Annotated in this window: 13 protein-coding genes and 2 pseudogenes; 4 read left to right on the plus strand and 11 right to left on the minus strand. The window is 44.8% G+C overall.

All coding sequences use genetic code 11. From position 1 onward, the window contains the following. Positions 1–9 precede the first annotated feature (9 nt). The 7 genes and pseudogenes from ppiD to AB4351_RS20515 all read right to left on the minus strand — a co-directional run. Positions 10–1,875, minus strand: a complete 1,866-nt coding sequence (gene ppiD, locus AB4351_RS20485; RefSeq protein ID WP_102429106.1) for a peptidylprolyl isomerase — start codon at positions 1,873–1,875, stop codon at positions 10–12. Between the two features lie 218 nt (positions 1,876–2,093). Next, positions 2,094–2,387: an HU family DNA-binding protein gene (locus AB4351_RS20490; RefSeq protein ID WP_012604504.1), complete on the minus strand. Its 294-nt coding sequence runs from the start codon at positions 2,385–2,387 to the stop codon at positions 2,094–2,096. 168 nt (positions 2,388–2,555) lie between these two features. Next, positions 2,556–4,907: an endopeptidase La gene (gene lon / locus AB4351_RS20495; protein ID WP_017060619.1), complete on the minus strand. Its 2,352-nt coding sequence runs from the start codon at positions 4,905–4,907 to the stop codon at positions 2,556–2,558. Between the two features lie 132 nt (positions 4,908–5,039). Further along, on the minus strand, positions 5,040–6,320 hold the full coding sequence (gene clpX, locus AB4351_RS20500) for an ATP-dependent protease ATP-binding subunit ClpX (RefSeq protein WP_009847283.1): 1,281 nt from the start codon (positions 6,318–6,320) through the stop codon (positions 5,040–5,042). Positions 6,321–6,401: 81 nt separating this feature from the next. Further along, complete coding sequence (gene clpP / locus AB4351_RS20505) at positions 6,402–7,028, minus strand: ATP-dependent Clp endopeptidase proteolytic subunit ClpP (protein WP_004736080.1); 627 nt, start codon at positions 7,026–7,028, stop codon at positions 6,402–6,404. A gap of 105 nt (positions 7,029–7,133) precedes the next feature. Continuing rightward, a complete protein-coding gene (tig, locus tag AB4351_RS20510; protein ID WP_017065881.1) occupies positions 7,134–8,432 on the minus strand; it encodes a trigger factor in 1,299 nt (432 codons plus the stop codon). Positions 8,433–8,726: 294 nt separating this feature from the next. Further along, positions 8,727–8,909: pseudogene (locus tag AB4351_RS20515) on the minus strand (hypothetical protein); the annotation flags it as partial. A 163-nt stretch (positions 8,910–9,072) separates the two neighbouring features. Here AB4351_RS20515 and AB4351_RS20520 point away from each other — a divergent pair. From AB4351_RS20520 to AB4351_RS20530, 3 genes are all read left to right on the plus strand, one after another. Further along, positions 9,073–10,893: an ATP-binding protein gene (locus AB4351_RS20520; RefSeq protein ID WP_372126996.1), complete on the plus strand. Its 1,821-nt coding sequence runs from the start codon at positions 9,073–9,075 to the stop codon at positions 10,891–10,893. A 29-nt stretch (positions 10,894–10,922) separates the two neighbouring features. Beyond that, entirely contained in the window at positions 10,923–12,272 is a 1,350-nt protein-coding gene (locus AB4351_RS20525) for a sigma-54 dependent transcriptional regulator (protein WP_102393527.1), read from the plus strand. Positions 12,273–12,350: 78 nt separating this feature from the next. Then, entirely contained in the window at positions 12,351–12,524 is a 174-nt protein-coding gene (locus AB4351_RS20530) for a hypothetical protein (RefSeq protein ID WP_017060624.1), read from the plus strand. Positions 12,525–12,578: 54 nt separating this feature from the next. Here AB4351_RS20530 and AB4351_RS20535 read toward each other — a convergent pair whose 3' ends face one another. The 3 genes from AB4351_RS20535 to AB4351_RS20545 all read right to left on the minus strand — a co-directional run bounded on the left by AB4351_RS20535 (position 12,579) and on the right by AB4351_RS20545 (position 15,760). After that, positions 12,579–13,940, minus strand: coding sequence for a TRAP transporter large permease (locus tag AB4351_RS20535; RefSeq protein ID WP_017060625.1), 1,362 nt, complete (start codon positions 13,938–13,940; stop codon positions 12,579–12,581). 2 nt (positions 13,941–13,942) lie between these two features. After that, positions 13,943–14,698 carry a TRAP transporter small permease gene (locus AB4351_RS20540; protein WP_372126998.1) on the minus strand — a complete coding sequence of 252 codons (756 nt, stop codon included), beginning with the start codon at positions 14,696–14,698 and terminating at the stop codon, positions 13,943–13,945. A gap of 66 nt (positions 14,699–14,764) precedes the next feature. Continuing rightward, positions 14,765–15,760, minus strand: a complete 996-nt coding sequence (locus AB4351_RS20545; protein ID WP_372127000.1) for a TRAP transporter substrate-binding protein — start codon at positions 15,758–15,760, stop codon at positions 14,765–14,767. 346 nt (positions 15,761–16,106) lie between these two features. Between AB4351_RS20545 and AB4351_RS20550 the strand changes: the two genes are divergently transcribed. Then, positions 16,107–16,514 carry a thioesterase family protein gene (locus tag AB4351_RS20550; RefSeq protein WP_372127002.1) on the plus strand — a complete coding sequence of 136 codons (408 nt, stop codon included), beginning with the start codon at positions 16,107–16,109 and terminating at the stop codon, positions 16,512–16,514. Between the two features lie 75 nt (positions 16,515–16,589). On the opposite strand, the pseudogene AB4351_RS20555 reads toward AB4351_RS20550, so the two are convergent. After that, positions 16,590–16,961, minus strand: a pseudogene (locus tag AB4351_RS20555) (4'-phosphopantetheinyl transferase superfamily protein); the annotation flags it as partial. Positions 16,962–16,982 lie beyond the last annotated feature (21 nt).

A 16,982-nucleotide genomic window follows, 5' to 3' on the forward strand; every position in this document is an offset into this window, starting at 1 on the left:
ATCAAACGCTTACTGACCTTGACCCACTACGTAGTATTCAACGTCTGCGTTTTTACGAAGTACGTTTAATACGTTAGTCAGGTCTTGCTGGTTACCAACTCGCTCCAACTGTGCACCAATTTGAGTGCTGTAGGCTGGGTTGATCTCAGCCGTTACTTTAGAAAGCTCAACAACAACGATATTACCGTCTTGGTCTTTAGATTGACCGAACACAGCTTGACCTGCTTCTGGTTTCGCTAGAGCGAATACAGATGCCGCTAATGGCGAGTTACGGTCAATCGTTTCAAGTTCAGTGAACTCAAGGTTGTTGTCCGCTAGTACTGCTTCATTGCCTTGCTCAAGTTCGTTCACTAGAGAAACACCTAGCTCAACCGCTTGCTGCTCTGCTTGTACAGCAGACAGTGCAGCGACAACTTGATCTTTCACTTCAGCTAGAGGAAGAACTGTCTCATCACGAGTCTCTTCTACACGAACAACAATTACGTGCTCAGGTGCAACTTCGATAACTTCCGAGTTTAGACCGTCTTCTTTCACTTCAGGGCTCAAGATAGCTTGCATAACTGCAGGCGTCATCAGAACTTCTGGAGCGTCAACTTGAGAGATGAAATCTGTCGTTGTGATCTTCGCGTTGATAGCTTCTGCAGAATCAACTAGAGAATCTGGGAATTCAAACGCTACTTTTTCTAGCTCAGTTTGTTGCTCGTAGAACTGATCAACTGCGTGTTGGTCTAGAAGCTCTGTCTTAATCTCTGCCGCTACTTCAGTGTAAGGCTGAGCTTGAGACGCTTTTAGTTCGTCTAGCTTGATGATGTGGTAGCCGAAATCAGATTTAACTAGGCCAGTAGTATCGCCAATATTCTCAAGAGCGAAAGCCGCGTCTTCGAATGCAGGGTCCATAACATCGCGCTCAATCCAACCTAGGTCACCGCCAACGTCTGCACTACCGAAGTCGTCAGATTTCTCTTCCGCTAGCGTAGCAAAATCAGCGCCTGCATTTAGCTCGTCTAGGATTGCCTGAGCTTTCGCTTCGTCATCGCCTTGAACTAGGATGTGGCTAACTTTACGTTGCTCTTCCGTTGAGTACTTGTCTAGGTGCTCTTGGTAGTATTTCTGTGCTTCTTCATCGCTTACTTCAAGCTGAGACTTAAGCGCTTCAGCAGAAAGCTCAATGTAAGATACCTTAGCTTGCTCTGGACGAGTGTAAGCTGCTGGGTTCTCTTGGTAGTACTGTTCGATTTGCTCGTCAGTTAACTCGATGTCTTTTGCAAGGTCAGCAACAGACAGTGTCACTGTGCGAATGTCACGAGTTTGTGCGATAAGCTTGCTCTGAGTATCGATTTCGCCCTGAAGAACGAATTCGCTGCCTTGAAGTGCAGTCACAAGCTGGTTGCGCATTAGGTCACGACGCATGTATTCAGCGAAGCTCTCTGCGCTGAAACCTGCACGACGTAGTGCCGATTGGTAAACTTCTTGGTCGAATTGACCCGCCGTTTGGAACTGAGGCATTTCTAGAATCATGGTGCGGATTTGAGAATCACTGATTCGTAGGCCTAGAGACTCAGCTTGCTGCTCAAGCAGTACGTCATTGATCATGCGATCAAGTACTGATTTACGGAAAGACTCTACGTAAGCAGGGTCTGCAAGCATTTGCGCGAAGTAATCGCCAAGTTGAGACTGCATACGATTACGTTCGTTTTGGTAAGCCTGTTCGAACTCACCACGAGCAATTTCTGTGTTGCCAACTTTAGCTGCTGCGTTGTTACCGCCACCGGTGATGTAGCTGCCTACACCTGCGAATACGAATGACAGGATAATCAACCCAAGGATAATTTTTACCGCGATGCTATTCACGCCTTCGCGTAATCGATCCATCATAATTTAAGTGCTCTCCGGATATGAAGCATTGGCTTCAAAATAAAAATCTATTCACGCGATATTATCAGAAAAAGAAATGCGCATCAGTAGGATGCGCATAATTTAAATAAGTTCAATGTGCTTTGTACACATACTGTTTAAGAATGAAACATCATTTTTCAAACAGTAAACGCATTTTACTGCCTTCCCCTCTTAAATGGAGGTTTCAGCAGTGAAAATTAGTTACATGCGTCTTTAAGTGCTTTACCCGCTTTGAAGCCAGGTACTTTAGCTTCTGCGATTTGGATCTCTTCACCAGTTTTTGGGTTACGACCTGTACGAGCAGCACGAGTACGAACACTGAAAGTACCAAAGCCAACAAGTGCAACTTGGTCACCAGATTGTAGCGTTGTGCCAACTGCTTCGATGAATGCGTCTAGAGCGCGGCCAGCTGAAGCTTTAGAGATGTCTGCGTTTTCTGCGATTGATTCTACTAGTTGTGTTTTATTCACTGTTTTTCCCCTATGTGTCATCTGTGACTACTTCTGATGACTGTACGTTCCATTTTGGTTTTAATTTAGCCGAAAGCCTTATTGCAAAAGGGCTGCCGCTTTGATCAATAACTTAGCGTCCAAAAAAAACGCTGACAAGCCTTTTCGGGCCTATCAGCGTAATTCTTTACTTATTTTTGCTATGCATCACTATTTTTTCACGTCAAACTCGACCCCTGACGGATCTCGTTCTAGCGCGACTTTGAGTACTTCATCAATCCACTGAACCGGGATCACCTTCAAGTCAGCGATTACGTTGTCTGGAATCTCTTCCAAATCACGCTCATTGTCTTTAGGGATCAGTACAGTTTTGATGCCGCCACGGTGTGCAGCAAGCAGTTTTTCTTTCAAGCCACCGATAGGTAAAACTTCACCACGAAGGGTAATTTCACCTGTCATACCGACCTCTGCTTTAACCGGGTTACCCGTCAAGCTAGAGACAAGTGCAGTACACATTGCGATACCCGCACTCGGGCCATCTTTCGGTGTAGCACCTTCTGGTACGTGAACGTGAATGTCACGTTTTTCGTAGAAATCTGAGTTGATACCCAGTTTTTCAGCACGAGAACGAACCACTGTCATTGCCGCTTGAATCGACTCTTTCATCACGTCGCCAAGTGAGCCAGTTTGCGTTAGCTTACCTTTGCCCGGCATTGCTTCGGTCTCGATAGTCAGTAGATCACCACCCACTTGAGTCCACGCTAGGCCTGTTACTTGACCGATACGGTTGCTTTCATCCGCTTTACCGAAGTCGTGGCGTTGAACACCTAAGTACTCTTTCAGGTTATCAATGTTAACCGTTACAGACTTAAGATCGCTGTCTAGCAAGATGTTCTTCACTGCTTTACGACAGATCTTTGAGATTTCACGCTCTAGGCTACGTACACCCGCTTCACGCGTGTAGTAACGAATGATGCCGATGATTGCAGAGTCTTCAATCTCAATTTCATGAGGCTTAAGACCGTTGCGTTGAACTTGCTTGTCCAGTAAATGGCTCTTAGCAATGTTCAGCTTCTCATCTTCTGTGTAACCAGATAGACGAATCACTTCCATACGGTCCAGTAGAGGCCCAGGAATGTCCATCGAGTTCGATGTTGCCACGAACATAACATCTGACAGATCGTAATCTACTTCTAGGTAGTGATCGTTAAATGCGTTGTTTTGTTCTGGATCTAGAACTTCTAGAAGTGCTGAAGATGGGTCGCCACGCATATCAGAAGACATCTTATCGATCTCATCTAATAGGAACAGTGGGTTCTTAACACCAACTTTAGACATCTTCTGGATCAGTTTACCCGGAAGTGAACCGATGTACGTACGACGGTGACCACGAATCTCAGCTTCATCACGAACGCCACCAAGTGCCATACGCGTGTACTTACGACCCGTTGCCGCAGCAATCGAACGACCTAGCGAGGTTTTACCTACACCAGGAGGACCAACAAGACAAAGGATTGGGCCTTTTAGCTTGTTGATACGGTTTTGTACTGCCAAGTATTCAAGAATACGTTCTTTAACACGCTCTAAGCCGTAGTGGTCTTCGTTTAAGATCTCTTCCGCTTTCGCTAGATTCTTTTTCACTTTTGAACGCTTAGCCCAAGGAACGCCCACCATCCAATCAATGTAGCTACGTACTACTGTTGCTTCAGCAGACATTGGCGACATCATTTTCAGTTTTTGCAGTTCTTGCTCGGTTTTTTCACGAGCTTCTTGAGGCATCTTAGAGTCTTCGATCTTCTTCTTCAGAGTCTCGAATTCATCAGGAGCGTCGTCCATCTCGCCAAGTTCTTTCTGAATCGCTTTCATTTGCTCATTCAGGTAGTACTCACGCTGAGATTTTTCCATTTGCTTCTTAACGCGGCCACGAATGCGTTTTTCAACTTGCAAGATGTCAATTTCTGACTCCATTTGGCCCATCAAGAATTCCAGACGTTCAGTCACATCTAAGATTTCTAGAACGTGCTGCTTGTCTACCAGTTTAAGTGGCATGTGTGCAGCAATCGTATCAGCAAGGCGAGCTGCCTCATCAATACCGTTCAGAGATGTTAGAACTTCTGGTGGAATCTTTTTGTTCAGCTTAATAAAGCCTTCGAATTGATTGATCGCGCTGCGAACAACCACTTCTTGTTCTTTTTCGTCAAGTTCTGAGGTTACAACGTATTCTGCGTCCGCTAAGAAAAACTCACTTTCTTTGAATTGGTGAATTTTTGCACGCTGCTGACCTTCGACAAGCACTTTAACAGTACCATCAGGGAGCTTTAGTAACTGAAGAATGGTAGCGACAGTTCCTACTTTAAATAGGTCGTCAATTGAAGGCTCATCAGTGTCCGCTTCTTTCTGCGCTACAAGTAGTACTTGTTTGTTAGCTTCCATTGCCGATTCAAGGCAAGTAATCGATTTTTCACGACCAACAAACAATGGAATAACCATGTGTGGGTAAACCACTACATCACGTAGAGGTAGCACGGGGATTTCGATACGCTCGGAACGTTCCAAGTTCATATATTTCTCTCTTCCGCTTTAACTTATAAAGCAGTATATGGGGCTTAAACGACTGGATTCAATGGAAGAATAAAAAAAAGGAGGTAATTGCTTACCTCCTTTTTCAATTTGAGTGACTTGTCTAAAAAAGACCTACTCTGCAACAGCTGCTTGGTTATCTGAGTTGCTGTAAATTAATAGTGGTTCTGACTCACCATTAATTACCGACTCATCAATCACAACCTTGCTTACATCAGTTGAAGATGGCAGTTCGTACATAGTTTCTAGTAGAACACCCTCCAAGATAGAACGTAGACCACGAGCACCTGTTTTACGGTTCATTGCTTTCTTAGCAATGGCACGTAAAGCATCTTCACGGAATTCTAACTCTGTATCCTCAAGCTCAAATAATGCTGCGTACTGTTTTGTAAGTGCATTCTTTGGCTCACATAGGATTTGGATTAGCGCTTCTTCATCAAGCTCTGTCAGTGTTGTTGTCACAGGTAGACGACCAATGAATTCTGGAATCAGACCATATTTCACTAGATCTTCAGGTTCTACTTGAGTGAACAATTCACCGATAGTTTTGGTTTCATCTTTTGAACGCACTTCTGCGCCAAAGCCGATACCTGAACCTGTTTCTACACGCTGTTCAATCACTTTATCTAGGCCTGCAAACGCACCACCACAGATAAATAAGATCTTAGACGTGTCCACTTGCAAGAACTCTTGCTGTGGATGCTTACGACCACCTTGAGGTGGAACTGAAGCTACTGTACCTTCAACAAGTTTTAGTAGAGCTTGCTGTACACCTTCACCAGACACGTCACGCGTGATTGATGGGTTTTCAGCTTTACGAGAAATCTTGTCGATTTCATCGATGTAAACAATGCCGCGTTCCGCTTTCGCTACGTCGTAATCACATTTCTGAAGCAACTTCTGGATGATGTTTTCAACATCTTCGCCCACGTAACCCGCTTCGGTTAGTGTTGTTGCGTCTGCCATTGTGAAAGGAACGTCTAGGAAACGAGCCAATGTTTCAGCCAGTAGTGTTTTACCACTACCAGTAGGACCGATAAGAAGAATGTTACTCTTACCTAGCTCTACGCCTTCAGCTGTCGTATCACCATTACGTAAACGCTTGTAGTGGTTATAAACTGCAACTGCTAGCACTTTCTTCGCGTATTCTTGACCGATTACATAGTCGTCAAGATGCTCACGAATCTCACGCGGCGTTGGCAGCGATTCCGATTCTTTCTTAGGAAGAACATCTTTAATTTCTTCACGAATAATGTCGTTACAAAGATCGACACATTCATCACAAATGTAAACAGAAGGACCTGCGATTAACTTGCGAACTTCGTGTTGGCTTTTGCCACAGAAAGAGCAGTAAAGCAGTTTACCGCTACCACCCTCTTTGCTTTTATCTGTCATTCGCTAACCTCTTAGCCTTAACTCTCTATGCTTGAGTGTATATCAATTTGAATCACTTTGCGTTAAACAATTGCCCTGCAATTATTGACCGCGGTGATTAAGAACTGAATCCACCAAGCCGTATTCTACTGCTTGATCAGCAGACATGAAGTTATCACGATCTGTATCGCGCTCAACAACTTCTAGAGGCTGACCAGTGTGCTCTGCCAATAGTTTGTTTAGCTTTTGTTTGATCGTTAGGATCTCTTGCGCGTGAATTTGAATATCAGACGCTTGGCCTTGGAAGCCGCCAAGTGGCTGGTGAATCATTACACGTGAGTTTGGAAGCACGTGACGCTTACCAGGAGTACCACCCGCTAGTAAGAATGCACCCATAGAGCAAGCTTGACCCATACATACTGTGCTCACGTTTGGCTTGATGAACTGCATTGTGTCGTAGATAGACATGCCTGCTGTTACGCTACCGCCAGGTGAGTTGATGTAAAGATAGATATCTTTGTCTGGGTTTTCTGATTCCAAGAAAAGCAGTTGAGCCACGACAAGATTTGCCATGTGGTCTTCCACTTGACCTGTTAAGAAAATGATACGTTCTTTTAATAGACGAGAATAAATATCGTAAGAACGTTCACCACGGGAAGTCTGTTCAACCACCATAGGAACTAGTGCGTCCATAATCGATGGCATTGTATTTTTTTCTTGGTAGCTCATATTCTTATGTCCCTAAAATAAATGGCCCGAATGATTAAATCATACGGACCATTGTTAGCAGAATTGTTGACCGTACGTCAACCTTCTACGTCAGATATTACTATATTAAGCAGGTTGCTGATTCATTAGCTCGTTGAAGCTAACTTCTTTATCAGAAACTTGAGCTTTAGCGATGATTGCATCAATAGCTTGCTCTTCTAGAGCAACATTGCGCATGTTGTTCATCATTTGCTCGTTTTGCTCGTAGTAAGCAATAACTTCTGTTGGATCTTCGTATGCTGTAGCCATCTCTTCGATGATAGCTTTAACTTTCTCGTCGTCAGCTTTTAGCTCTTCAGTCTTGATTACTTCACCAAGAAGAAGACCTACAACTACGCGACGTTTAGCTTGCTCTTCGAACAGCTCACGTGGAAGTTGGTCAGCAGCTTCAGTGTTGCCACCGAAACGTTGAGCAGCTTGTTGACGTAGAACACCGATCTCTTGATCGATTAGAGCAGAAGGTACGTCGATGTTGTTTTCGTTAACTAGACCGTCGATAGCTTGCTCTTTGATGCGGTTCTTAACAGCTTGCTTAAGCTCACGCTCCATGTTCTTACGAACTTCAGCTTTAAGACCTTCAACGCCGTCAGTTGCGCCGAACTTAGCAACGAATTCTTCGTTTAGTTCTGGAAGTTCACGAGCTTCAACTTTGTTCAGCTTGATAGAGAACTTAGCTGCTTTACCTTTTAGGTTTTCAGCGTGGTAATCTTCTGGGAAGTTTACGTCGATTTCGAATTCCATACCTGCTGTTTTACCAACGATACCGTCTTCGAAGCCAGGGATCATGCGACCAGCGCCCATCTCTAGTGGGAAGTTCTCAGCTTTGCCGCCTTCAAACTCTTCACCGTCGATAGAACCAACGAAGTCGATAGTTGCACGAGAACCAGCGTCAGCAGCAGCTTCAACTTCAGTCCAAGTTGCTTGTTGCTTACGTAGAGTTTCGATCATCTCTTCAACGTCAGCTTCTTTAACTTCTACTGCTGGTTTCTCAACAGTGATGTTTTCTAGACCTTTCAGCTCAACTTCTGGGTAAACTTCAAAAGTTGCGTTGAATACTAGGTCAGCGCCTTCGTTGTTTTCAACTGGTGCGAAAGTAGGTGCGCCAGCTGGGTTGATTTTCTCTTTAACGATCGCTTCGATGAAGTGACGTTGCATTACTTCGCCCATCACGTCTTGACGTACTGCTTTGCCGTACATTTTAGCAACCATCTTCATTGGCACTTTGCCTTTACGGAAACCATCGAAACGACGGTTTTTCGCGATGTTGCGTAGTTCAGCTGTAACTGCATCTTCGATGTTAGCAGCAGGAACAGTAATATTAAGACGGCGCTCTAGGCCTTCTAGCGTTTCAACAGTAACTTGCATTATATAAACCTCAAAACTGGCTCAGTAATCTGAGCATATGAGCCGTAACTTAGCTTTAATTCAAAAGCAGACGTTGTTGGCTGCATCCTTGTGTAGTGCTCTATCCGAACACCTAATTTAAAATCGAGCATTGATGTCTGAATTGATTATTCAACCAAACACCAGACTAATCAGCGATATCTTCGTTCTTCACACGTCGATTAAAACGCAATAAAGCTTGTTTTCAGAAACAAGAAAGGTATCTCCGATTAGCCTCAGGACAGAAATTTTAGACGCGACATTCTAGCGATCTGTTTAATCTCTGTCGAGCCGTTCACCTCTGCATGATGATGAATGCTCTAAATTCGTCCAACTAAGTGATACAAAAACGATCAAATCATCACTTAGCACAACAGAAATGGGGACAATAGCGACTTTTTCAAGGGAATCGAGGGCTTTTTTTGCTAAAAACCTTAAAAAGAGATCTTGCTCTTGTTTTACCCCTCAGAGTCGATAACTTTTTCAACAATCCCCGTTACAAACCCTTAACCTACATCCATCTGTTCACTCTCTGCTTTCAGCAAAAACTACCGCTATTTGCTACCATAAACGAGAGAAGACAGGCTTGATTGTTTACCAAAGAAATCAGCGGAGAGCCTTCATGTTTCAAGCTTTTAAAATCCCAATACTGTTAATGGTCACATACAGTTTACTGATGGTGTTTGGCGGTCATTGGGTGTGGAGCACGAGCCATGAAAGTTTGTTAAATGATCATCAATCTAAGCTGGACCGCTTTTCTGTTCATATTTCAAGCCAATTGGATAAGTTCGCGCACATTCCCGAGCTGCTTTCAAAAGACAAAGAGCTGGTCGATGCCCTGCACTCTCCAAGTAACTCTGCGCAAATCGAACTCACTAATCGTTATCTAGAGCACGTAAACTCGGTGATTCAAGCATCCGACACCTACCTACTAGACAGTATCGGCACCACCATTGCAACCAGTAACTGGAATCAACCGCGTTCTTTTATTCGTCGTAACTTTGCTTTCCGCCCCTACTTTCAAGAAGCGATTATTGGCAATGAAAATCAATATTTTGCGCTAGGTTCAACCTCTGGAAAGCGAGGCTATTATTATTCTTACCCCGTCTCCTATGCCGCCGAGATTATTGGCGTCATTGTCGTAAAGATGGATTTATCGCTGATTGAAGCAAGTTGGAAAGGCAAACAGAGTTTTTTTGTTGCTGACGATAAAGATCAAATTGTATTTATGTCGAGTAACCCTGAGTGGCTGTTCAAAAGCCTTCAGCCGCTAAGCGAAGTACAACACACTCGAATTCAAGAAAGCAGGCAGTATCTCGATACAAAAATAGAAAGCCTGCACTTCTCCGGCGATTTAGACAGTGCCACCAGTCGTATTGAGTCGCCACACAAACTCGTCCAAGAGCAGTTCTTTAGTTCTTCGCGTTTCCTAGCCGAACCAAGACTCACCATACGGGTATTTTCTCCAACCCACTTAGTTTGGTGGGACTTGGTTGCTTACCTTGTGGTTTTGAGCCTAATCTTTGCGATTATTTATCTAACAATGCAGCTCAACCACCATAGACAACAAAGACGAGCACAGATAGACAGGCTGCAATCCGAAGCCAAGCAAAAACTCGAATTTCAAGTGCTTGAACGTACATCGGAGTTACATGTTGAGATCAAACACCGTATCGAAACCGAGCATGTTCTGAGGCAAACCCAAGACGAGCTCATCCAAGCCGCCAAACTAGCAGTGCTAGGGCAGATGTCAGCGAGCATCAGTCACGAACTGAATAACCCGCTTGCCGCGATTCGCAGTTATGCCGACAACGGCCGATTGTTTCTTGCCAAAGAAAAAACCGATCGTGTCGATGACAATCTATCGCGAATCTCGGCACTCACTGATCGTATGGCGAGAATCAGCCACCAGCTTCGCTCGTTCGCCAAAAAATCTACTGCGGAAGAGCTACACACCTTACAAATACTCCCAGTTTTACATTCATCGAAAGAGCTGATGAAGCCACAACTCAAGAGCGAGCGAGTTAAGGTCAACGAACTCCCTGAGACCTTTGATGCTTGCGTGCTCGCCAACGCCATTCAACTGGAACAGGTGATCATTAACCTGCTGACCAACGCGATTCAGGCGGTGGAACAACAAGATGACAAACAATTAGCTATTCTGTTAGAGATTAGAGAGTCCGACCATCAACAAGCCAATACCTTGCTAATTCATGTCGATGATAACGGCCCCGGCTTCACCTCCCCTTCTAGCGGAAACTTTTTTGAACCCTTCCATACCACCAAGAAAAACGGACTTGGACTTGGGCTATCGATTTCTCAACAAATAGTCAACGGAATAAATGGCAAGCTCGTTACCGGTAGTAGCCCTCAAGGCGGTGCTCGAATCAGCATAGAGTTGCCCCTTGTTGGACATGAACAGCAAACAAAAACTCAGCAATAACCAGAATACAAAGAAGTAAAGGAATCACTATGTGTCACGTCTATTTCATTGATGATGAATCCGATCTAAGAATGGCGATTGAACAGAGCTTCGAGCTCGCCGACATTGATGCCGAATTCTTTCCCGATGCGGAGTCTGCTCTGCTCGCGATTCAAGAAAACGGCTTACCTCACGTGATCATCACTGATATCTGTCTACCAGGTCTATCCGGGCATGATCTGCTCAACACCGTGATGCACAAAGACAAAGAGATCCCCGTGATCATGATTACTGGTCACGGCGATATTTCAATGGCCGTTCAAGCCATCCAATACGGCGCCTATGACTTCATTGAAAAACCTTTCGCTAATGAACGCCTAATCGAAACCACTAAGCGAGCGATAGAAAAACGTCAGCTCACACTAGAGAACCTTGAGTTAAAACGTTCACTCAAAGCCAGCCAAGCGCTCGGCCCTAGAATCATTGGTGATACGCAATCCATGACTGAGCTGCGCTCCATCATCACCCATATTGCCGACACCAATGCCGATATATTATTGTTTGGCGAGACAGGTACAGGTAAAGAGTTAGTAGCACGTTCTCTGCATGAACAAAGCAGCCGTCGAGAGCAAAACTTTGTCGCGGTCAACTGTGGTGCTGTTCCTGAAAACCTGATTGAGAGTGAACTGTATGGCCATGAAAAAGGGGCATTCACGGGCGCAGAAAGCAAGCGAGTGGGTAAATTCGAGTTTGCTCAAGGCGGAACTCTATTCTTAGATGAAGTTGAATCCATGCCGATGCAGGCACAAATTCGCCTATTACGCGTCTTACAAGAACGCGTTATTGAGCGAGTTGGTTCAAACGGTTTAGTGCCACTAGATATTCGAGTGATAGCAGCAACCAAAGTCGACCTAAAGAAAGCCGCTGAAGAAGGCTCTTTCCGCCAAGATCTCTATTATCGACTCAATGTTGTGACCTTAGATTTACCGCCGTTAAGAAGCCGACAAGAAGATATCCCAGCACTCTTCCACCACTTCTTACTGGTCGCTGCGGCGCGTTATGGCAAGACTGCCCCTGCCCTTCCACAAAAGGAGCTGCACGCACTTTTGGCTCATGATTGGCCGGGAAATGTTCGAGAATTACGTAATACTGCAGAGCGTTTTGTACTTTTAGGTAAGCTTTCTCACTTATCAGACAGCGCCACTGAAACTACTCAAGAACTGTCTTTGGCAGAATTGGTATCTGACTTTGAAAAAAACACGTTGAAGCAGGCACTTATTGAATGCAATGGCAGTATAAAAGAGACCATGGAGAGGCTGCAATTACCGAGGAAAACCCTCTACGATAAGATGCAAAAGCACCAGCTAACGAAAGAATCTTATAAGGTAGAACCAAACTAAATTAGATTTGGGAGCAAGATCACCTATACTTATTTCGACAACAGGATGTTATGCAATAAATATAATAAGGAAGTGGTTATGGGTGAGAAAACAAAAGTGCCATCGATTACCGATACTTTCGAGATAGATGGTATTTTTTATGCTGACAATCATGTCGATCTACACACGCCAGAATTAGAGGCAAAACGCGCTTTGTATGAGCAGATAAAGCCTCATTCAAATCGTGGCAGAAATATAGATGAGGAGGTCTAGCGACCTCCTCATTTTTTATGGATTAAATTCCATGTCAGTGAATGACTCAAATAGCTACTTGGTTATGATCTCTGGTCCCATCAAGGTGGTTGGTAACCATGTTGATACCCAAGGTACGTAAGTGACGATAATCAGGAATAAGAACATCACCCCAACCCACGGCAATGCGGCTTTTACCACGTTCATCATCGACATCTTCGCGACACCTGCGGTCACAAACAAATTGAGCCCCACAGGCGGCGTTATCATCCCTATCTCCATGTTCACCACCATCATGATACCTAGGTGAATTGGGTCGATACCGAGCGCAATTGCAATTGGGAATACCAAAGGAGCAACGATGATCAGCAAGCCTGATGGCTCCATGAACTGCCCACCAATCAAGAGTAAAACGTTTACTACAATCAAAAAGGTGATCGGACCCAAGCCCGCAGATAGCATAGACTCAGTGATCATTTGAGGAATGCGTTCTTCGGTCAGTACATGCTTAAGAATCAGAGCATTGGCAATGATAAACAGCAGCATGATCGTCAGCTTGCCTGCATCGTAAAGTGTGTCTTTGGTGTCTTTATGGAAAAACGTTTGGAACACCTTAACCAAAGCAGGCTTTGTATTGTTCTTGTCAGCGAAAGGCCCCATATCTTTATAGATAAAGTTGGCAATGAAGAAGGCATACACCGCAGCCACTGCCGCCGCTTCTGTCGGAGTAAAGATGCCGCCGTAGATACCACCTAGAATGATGACAATCAGCAGCAAGCCCCAGCTCGCATCTTTCGCAGCTGCGAACATCTCGCCCCAGCCCACAAATGGCTGTGCCGGAATCTTCTTAATACGTGCTGCGATGTAGATAGCAATCATCAACATCACACCCGCCAGCAAACCAGGAATAACGCCACCTAAGAACATACGACCTACCGATACATCGGTCGCCGCCGCGTATACCACCATCACGATGGACGGTGGAATCAAGATACCCAAAGTACCCGCGTTACAGATAACCCCTGCCGCGAACTCTTTTGAGTAACCGTTTTTGATCATACCTGCGATAACGATACTACCGATCGCCACTACCGTTGCAGGAGATGAACCAGAAAGGGCTGCGAACATCATACATGCCACAACCGACGCCATCGCCAAGCCGCCGCGGAACCAACCTACCATCGCGATAGCAAAACGGATAATACGTTTCGCCACGCCACCAGTAGACATGAAGCTAGAGGCCAAAATAAAGAAAGGAATCGCTAAGAGTGTGTAGTGGCCTGCAAATGCATTAAACAGCGTTTGTGCGACTGAAGCTAATGACGCATCTGAGTGCATCAATAAGAATATTACGCTCGATAAACCGAGGGAAATTGCAATTGGTACACCGACCAACATGAAAGCAATTACCATTAAAAATAGAAATAACATTGCCATGATTAGTCTTCCTTACCGTTAGATTTTGTACTCGACTCATTCGCTTTGTTCTGCGGAGTCGAATTCAATACCGCTGTCGCATCTTCGTCAGAGCCCGCTAGCACGTCTGCTTTCAACGCATCCAGCTCTTCTTCGGCTTCGTGTCCTGCAATCATGCGGTCAAGCTTGCCTGTTACGACTTGGTAAGCAACTTGAGCAAAACGGAACGTTAGCATTGCCATACCAATCGGCAGCGCCATATAAGGAATAAAACGTGGCAGTTTCTCGTATCGCTCGCCTTCATTCAGCCAGTCAGCAAGAAACTGAAGCATCTCTGGCATTGGAATATCGTCGGTCTCGTACCATGCGCGATCGGTCGCGAATGGGTACCAATAATTCCAAGAACCGATAAGAAGTAAGATTGAAAATGCTAGGCAGCTTGTCACGGCGATGAGCGCATACACTTTGCGTAGCTTTTCTGGGGCAAGGTTGATGATCACATCAACACCAATGTGGAAGTGTTTTTTAACACCATAAGATGCGCCGACCAACACCATCCATGCAAACATGAATACCGTCAGTTCCAATGCCCATAAAATGTTGTCGTTGAATGCGTATCGAAATACCACATTAGCAAAGGTAAGTAGCGTCATTGCGCCAAGGAAAAATGCGATTAATGACTCTTCAATCGCATCCGTAACTCTTCCGACTTTGGAAAAAAGAGAGGGTTCCAGTGCTGATTCGCTAGAATTTGGTTGTTCCATTTGAGGATTTTCCATAATTGACTCCGCTTATAATTGTTTTAATAAAGGGCAGCGGTAGGAAGCCGCCCCCCTATAGCGGTGTTATTGGTTTGAAGCTAATGCTGCATCGATAAGATCTGAACCGATGTCTTTTTCAAACTTCTTCCATACTGGTTGAAGTGCCGTTACCCAAGCTTGACGCTGTTCAGGCGTCAACGTACGAACCTCACCACCAGCTTCGATGATGTTGTTTTTGTTCGCTAGGTTAACTTTTGAAGATTCCGCGTTACGCGCCTCAGACACTTCTTGAACGATAGTGCCAAGCTGCGTGCGTACATCTTCAGGTAGGTCTTTCCAGAAATCGTTAGAGGTTACAACTAGGTAATCCAAGATGCCGTGATTGGTTTCAGTCACGCCGTCTTGTACTTCGAAGAACTTCTTACCGTAGATATTTGACCATGTGTTTTCTTGGCCATCGATAACCTTAGTTTGTAGGCCGCCGTATACTTCTTTGAACGACATCTTCTGAGGGTTAGCACCGAGTTGCTCAAACTGTGCCACCAATACATCTGATGCTTGAACACGGAATTTCAAACCTTCCGCATCTTCAGGGTTGATAAGAGGTTTGTTCGCCGACATCTGTTTCATGCCATTGTGCCAAAACGCTAGACCCTGTAGGCCACGACGTTTCATTGCATTCTTCAGTTTTTCACCAGATTCTGAGTTTTGGAAACGGTCAACGGCGTCTACATCTTCAAATAGGAACGGAAGGTCAAAAATGCGGTATTTCTTAGTGAACTTCTCAAATTTAGACAGCGAAGGTGCCGCCATTTGAACATCACCATTTAACAGGGCTTCCAGTACCTTATTATCATCGTAAAGCGTCGAGTTAGGGAAAACTTGCATACAAGCTTTACCATTCATTTCAGTGTTTACTCGCTCTTCTAGTAGAGAAGCGGCAATGCCTTTCGGGTGCTTATCAGTATTGGTTACGTGACTGAATTTAATCACGATTTCACCAGGGTCACAGTTTGCAGCAGCATTAAAACTTGTGAGTGCTAGAGCAGATACAGACAGCAGGGTAAGAGGCTTAAACATTATTATTCTCCTTAGTAAACAAAGCAGCCCTTCAATGGGAACTGCGTGCTTTCACTAACGCAATTAGCGCGCCATATTGACACAATTCATCAACAAGCCTTTAACCGCAAGGCTTCATCAGATCTGCCTGCAGTTGTCGCTAACTCGCTACAAAAATTAATGGGTGGAAAATGACACATAGAATATTTGTAAATGGGTGGGAGTTGACCAAAGCATCAGTGATAAATGAGGTCTGACCAAAAGCCCCTTTCACGATGATGCCTTGAAGTAATTTCAACCTATCCTGTAGAGTGCTGCACAACTTAGTCAGATTTACTGATCCACTACTTACCAAGAGTTGCTACCCATGAGTCAGATCTACCATCACCCAGTACAGATTTACTACGAAGATACCGATCACTCAGGTGTGGTTTATCACCCTAACTTTCTTAAATACTTTGAGCGTGCGCGCGAGCATGTGTTGGGCAGCGATAAACTGGCAGAGTTGTGGAATGAACATGGACTGGGGTTTGCGGTGTATAAAGCCAATATGACCTTTCAAGACGGCGTTGAGTTCGCAGAGATCTGCGATATCCGAACCTCTTTGGAGCTCGATGGCAAATACAAAACCTTATGGCGACAAGAGGTATGGCGTAAAGATGCAACCAAACCTGCCGTGATTGGTGATATCGAGATGGTTTGCCTAGATAAAGACAAACAACTTCAGCCTGTACCCGCAGAAGTATTAAAAGCGATACTTGGCGAAACGAGTTAACCAATATTACGAATGGCTGAGAGCGAGCCGTGTTCAAGATTAGAAGCTAAAGGTTCTAGTGTAACGAACGTAAACTCAGCCAAGTAGCTTCGATTTGGGGAAGCACTTAATCTCTAATTGCATAGGAAGCGTTGCACCACCAAGCGTCACGGCAAATCGAAACTGGTTATCCAGCCTTCCTAAACTGCATTGCCAATCTGTTGAACTATCGTCTTGTTGAGCAGAATCCAAATTCAACCCAATCCCGCTATGTAGCCTGATTTCGCGATACAAGCCTGATTGAAAGCCTGACGAACTGAGTTCCACTACTTGCTTGGTCAAAAATGTTCGCTTGGTCAAATTAGAGAAATCGAACGAGAAGCTTCGCAACGATGTGGCTAGCCCCTTGCCTGTCGCTTTGATATACGACTCCTTCAGCGCCCAAAGATCGAAAAAACGCTCTCTCTGCAGTAATGCCGTTCACTTAAG

This window comes from Vibrio sp. 10N.261.51.F11 (assembly GCF_041471665.1).
In the GTDB taxonomy this organism is placed as follows: Bacteria; Pseudomonadota; Gammaproteobacteria; order Enterobacterales; family Vibrionaceae; genus Vibrio; species Vibrio crassostreae_C.

What these genes read in the sequence shown, in the direction of transcription:
- AB4351_RS20540 (WP_372126998.1), bottom strand. Translation starts at nt 14,698, where the DNA reads ATGGAAAATCCTCAAATGGAACAACCAAATTCTAGCGAATCAGCACTG.
- clpX (WP_009847283.1), bottom strand. Translation starts at nt 6,320, where the DNA reads ATGACAGATAAAAGCAAAGAGGGTGGTAGCGGTAAACTGCTTTACTGC.
- clpP (WP_004736080.1), bottom strand. Translation starts at nt 7,028, where the DNA reads ATGAGCTACCAAGAAAAAAATACAATGCCATCGATTATGGACGCACTA.
- ppiD (WP_102429106.1), bottom strand. Translation starts at nt 1,875, where the DNA reads ATGATGGATCGATTACGCGAAGGCGTGAATAGCATCGCGGTAAAAATT.
- AB4351_RS20545 (WP_372127000.1), bottom strand. Translation starts at nt 15,760, where the DNA reads ATGTTTAAGCCTCTTACCCTGCTGTCTGTATCTGCTCTAGCACTCACA.
- AB4351_RS20530 (WP_017060624.1), top strand. Translation starts at nt 12,351, where the DNA reads ATGGGTGAGAAAACAAAAGTGCCATCGATTACCGATACTTTCGAGATA.
- AB4351_RS20535 (WP_017060625.1), bottom strand. Translation starts at nt 13,940, where the DNA reads ATGGCAATGTTATTTCTATTTTTAATGGTAATTGCTTTCATGTTGGTC.
- AB4351_RS20525 (WP_102393527.1), top strand. Translation starts at nt 10,923, where the DNA reads ATGTGTCACGTCTATTTCATTGATGATGAATCCGATCTAAGAATGGCG.
- AB4351_RS20520 (WP_372126996.1), top strand. Translation starts at nt 9,073, where the DNA reads ATGTTTCAAGCTTTTAAAATCCCAATACTGTTAATGGTCACATACAGT.
- AB4351_RS20490 (WP_012604504.1), bottom strand. Translation starts at nt 2,387, where the DNA reads ATGACACATAGGGGAAAAACAGTGAATAAAACACAACTAGTAGAATCA.
- AB4351_RS20550 (WP_372127002.1), top strand. Translation starts at nt 16,107, where the DNA reads ATGAGTCAGATCTACCATCACCCAGTACAGATTTACTACGAAGATACC.
- tig (WP_017065881.1), bottom strand. Translation starts at nt 8,432, where the DNA reads ATGCAAGTTACTGTTGAAACGCTAGAAGGCCTAGAGCGCCGTCTTAAT.
- lon (WP_017060619.1), bottom strand. Translation starts at nt 4,907, where the DNA reads ATGAACTTGGAACGTTCCGAGCGTATCGAAATCCCCGTGCTACCTCTA.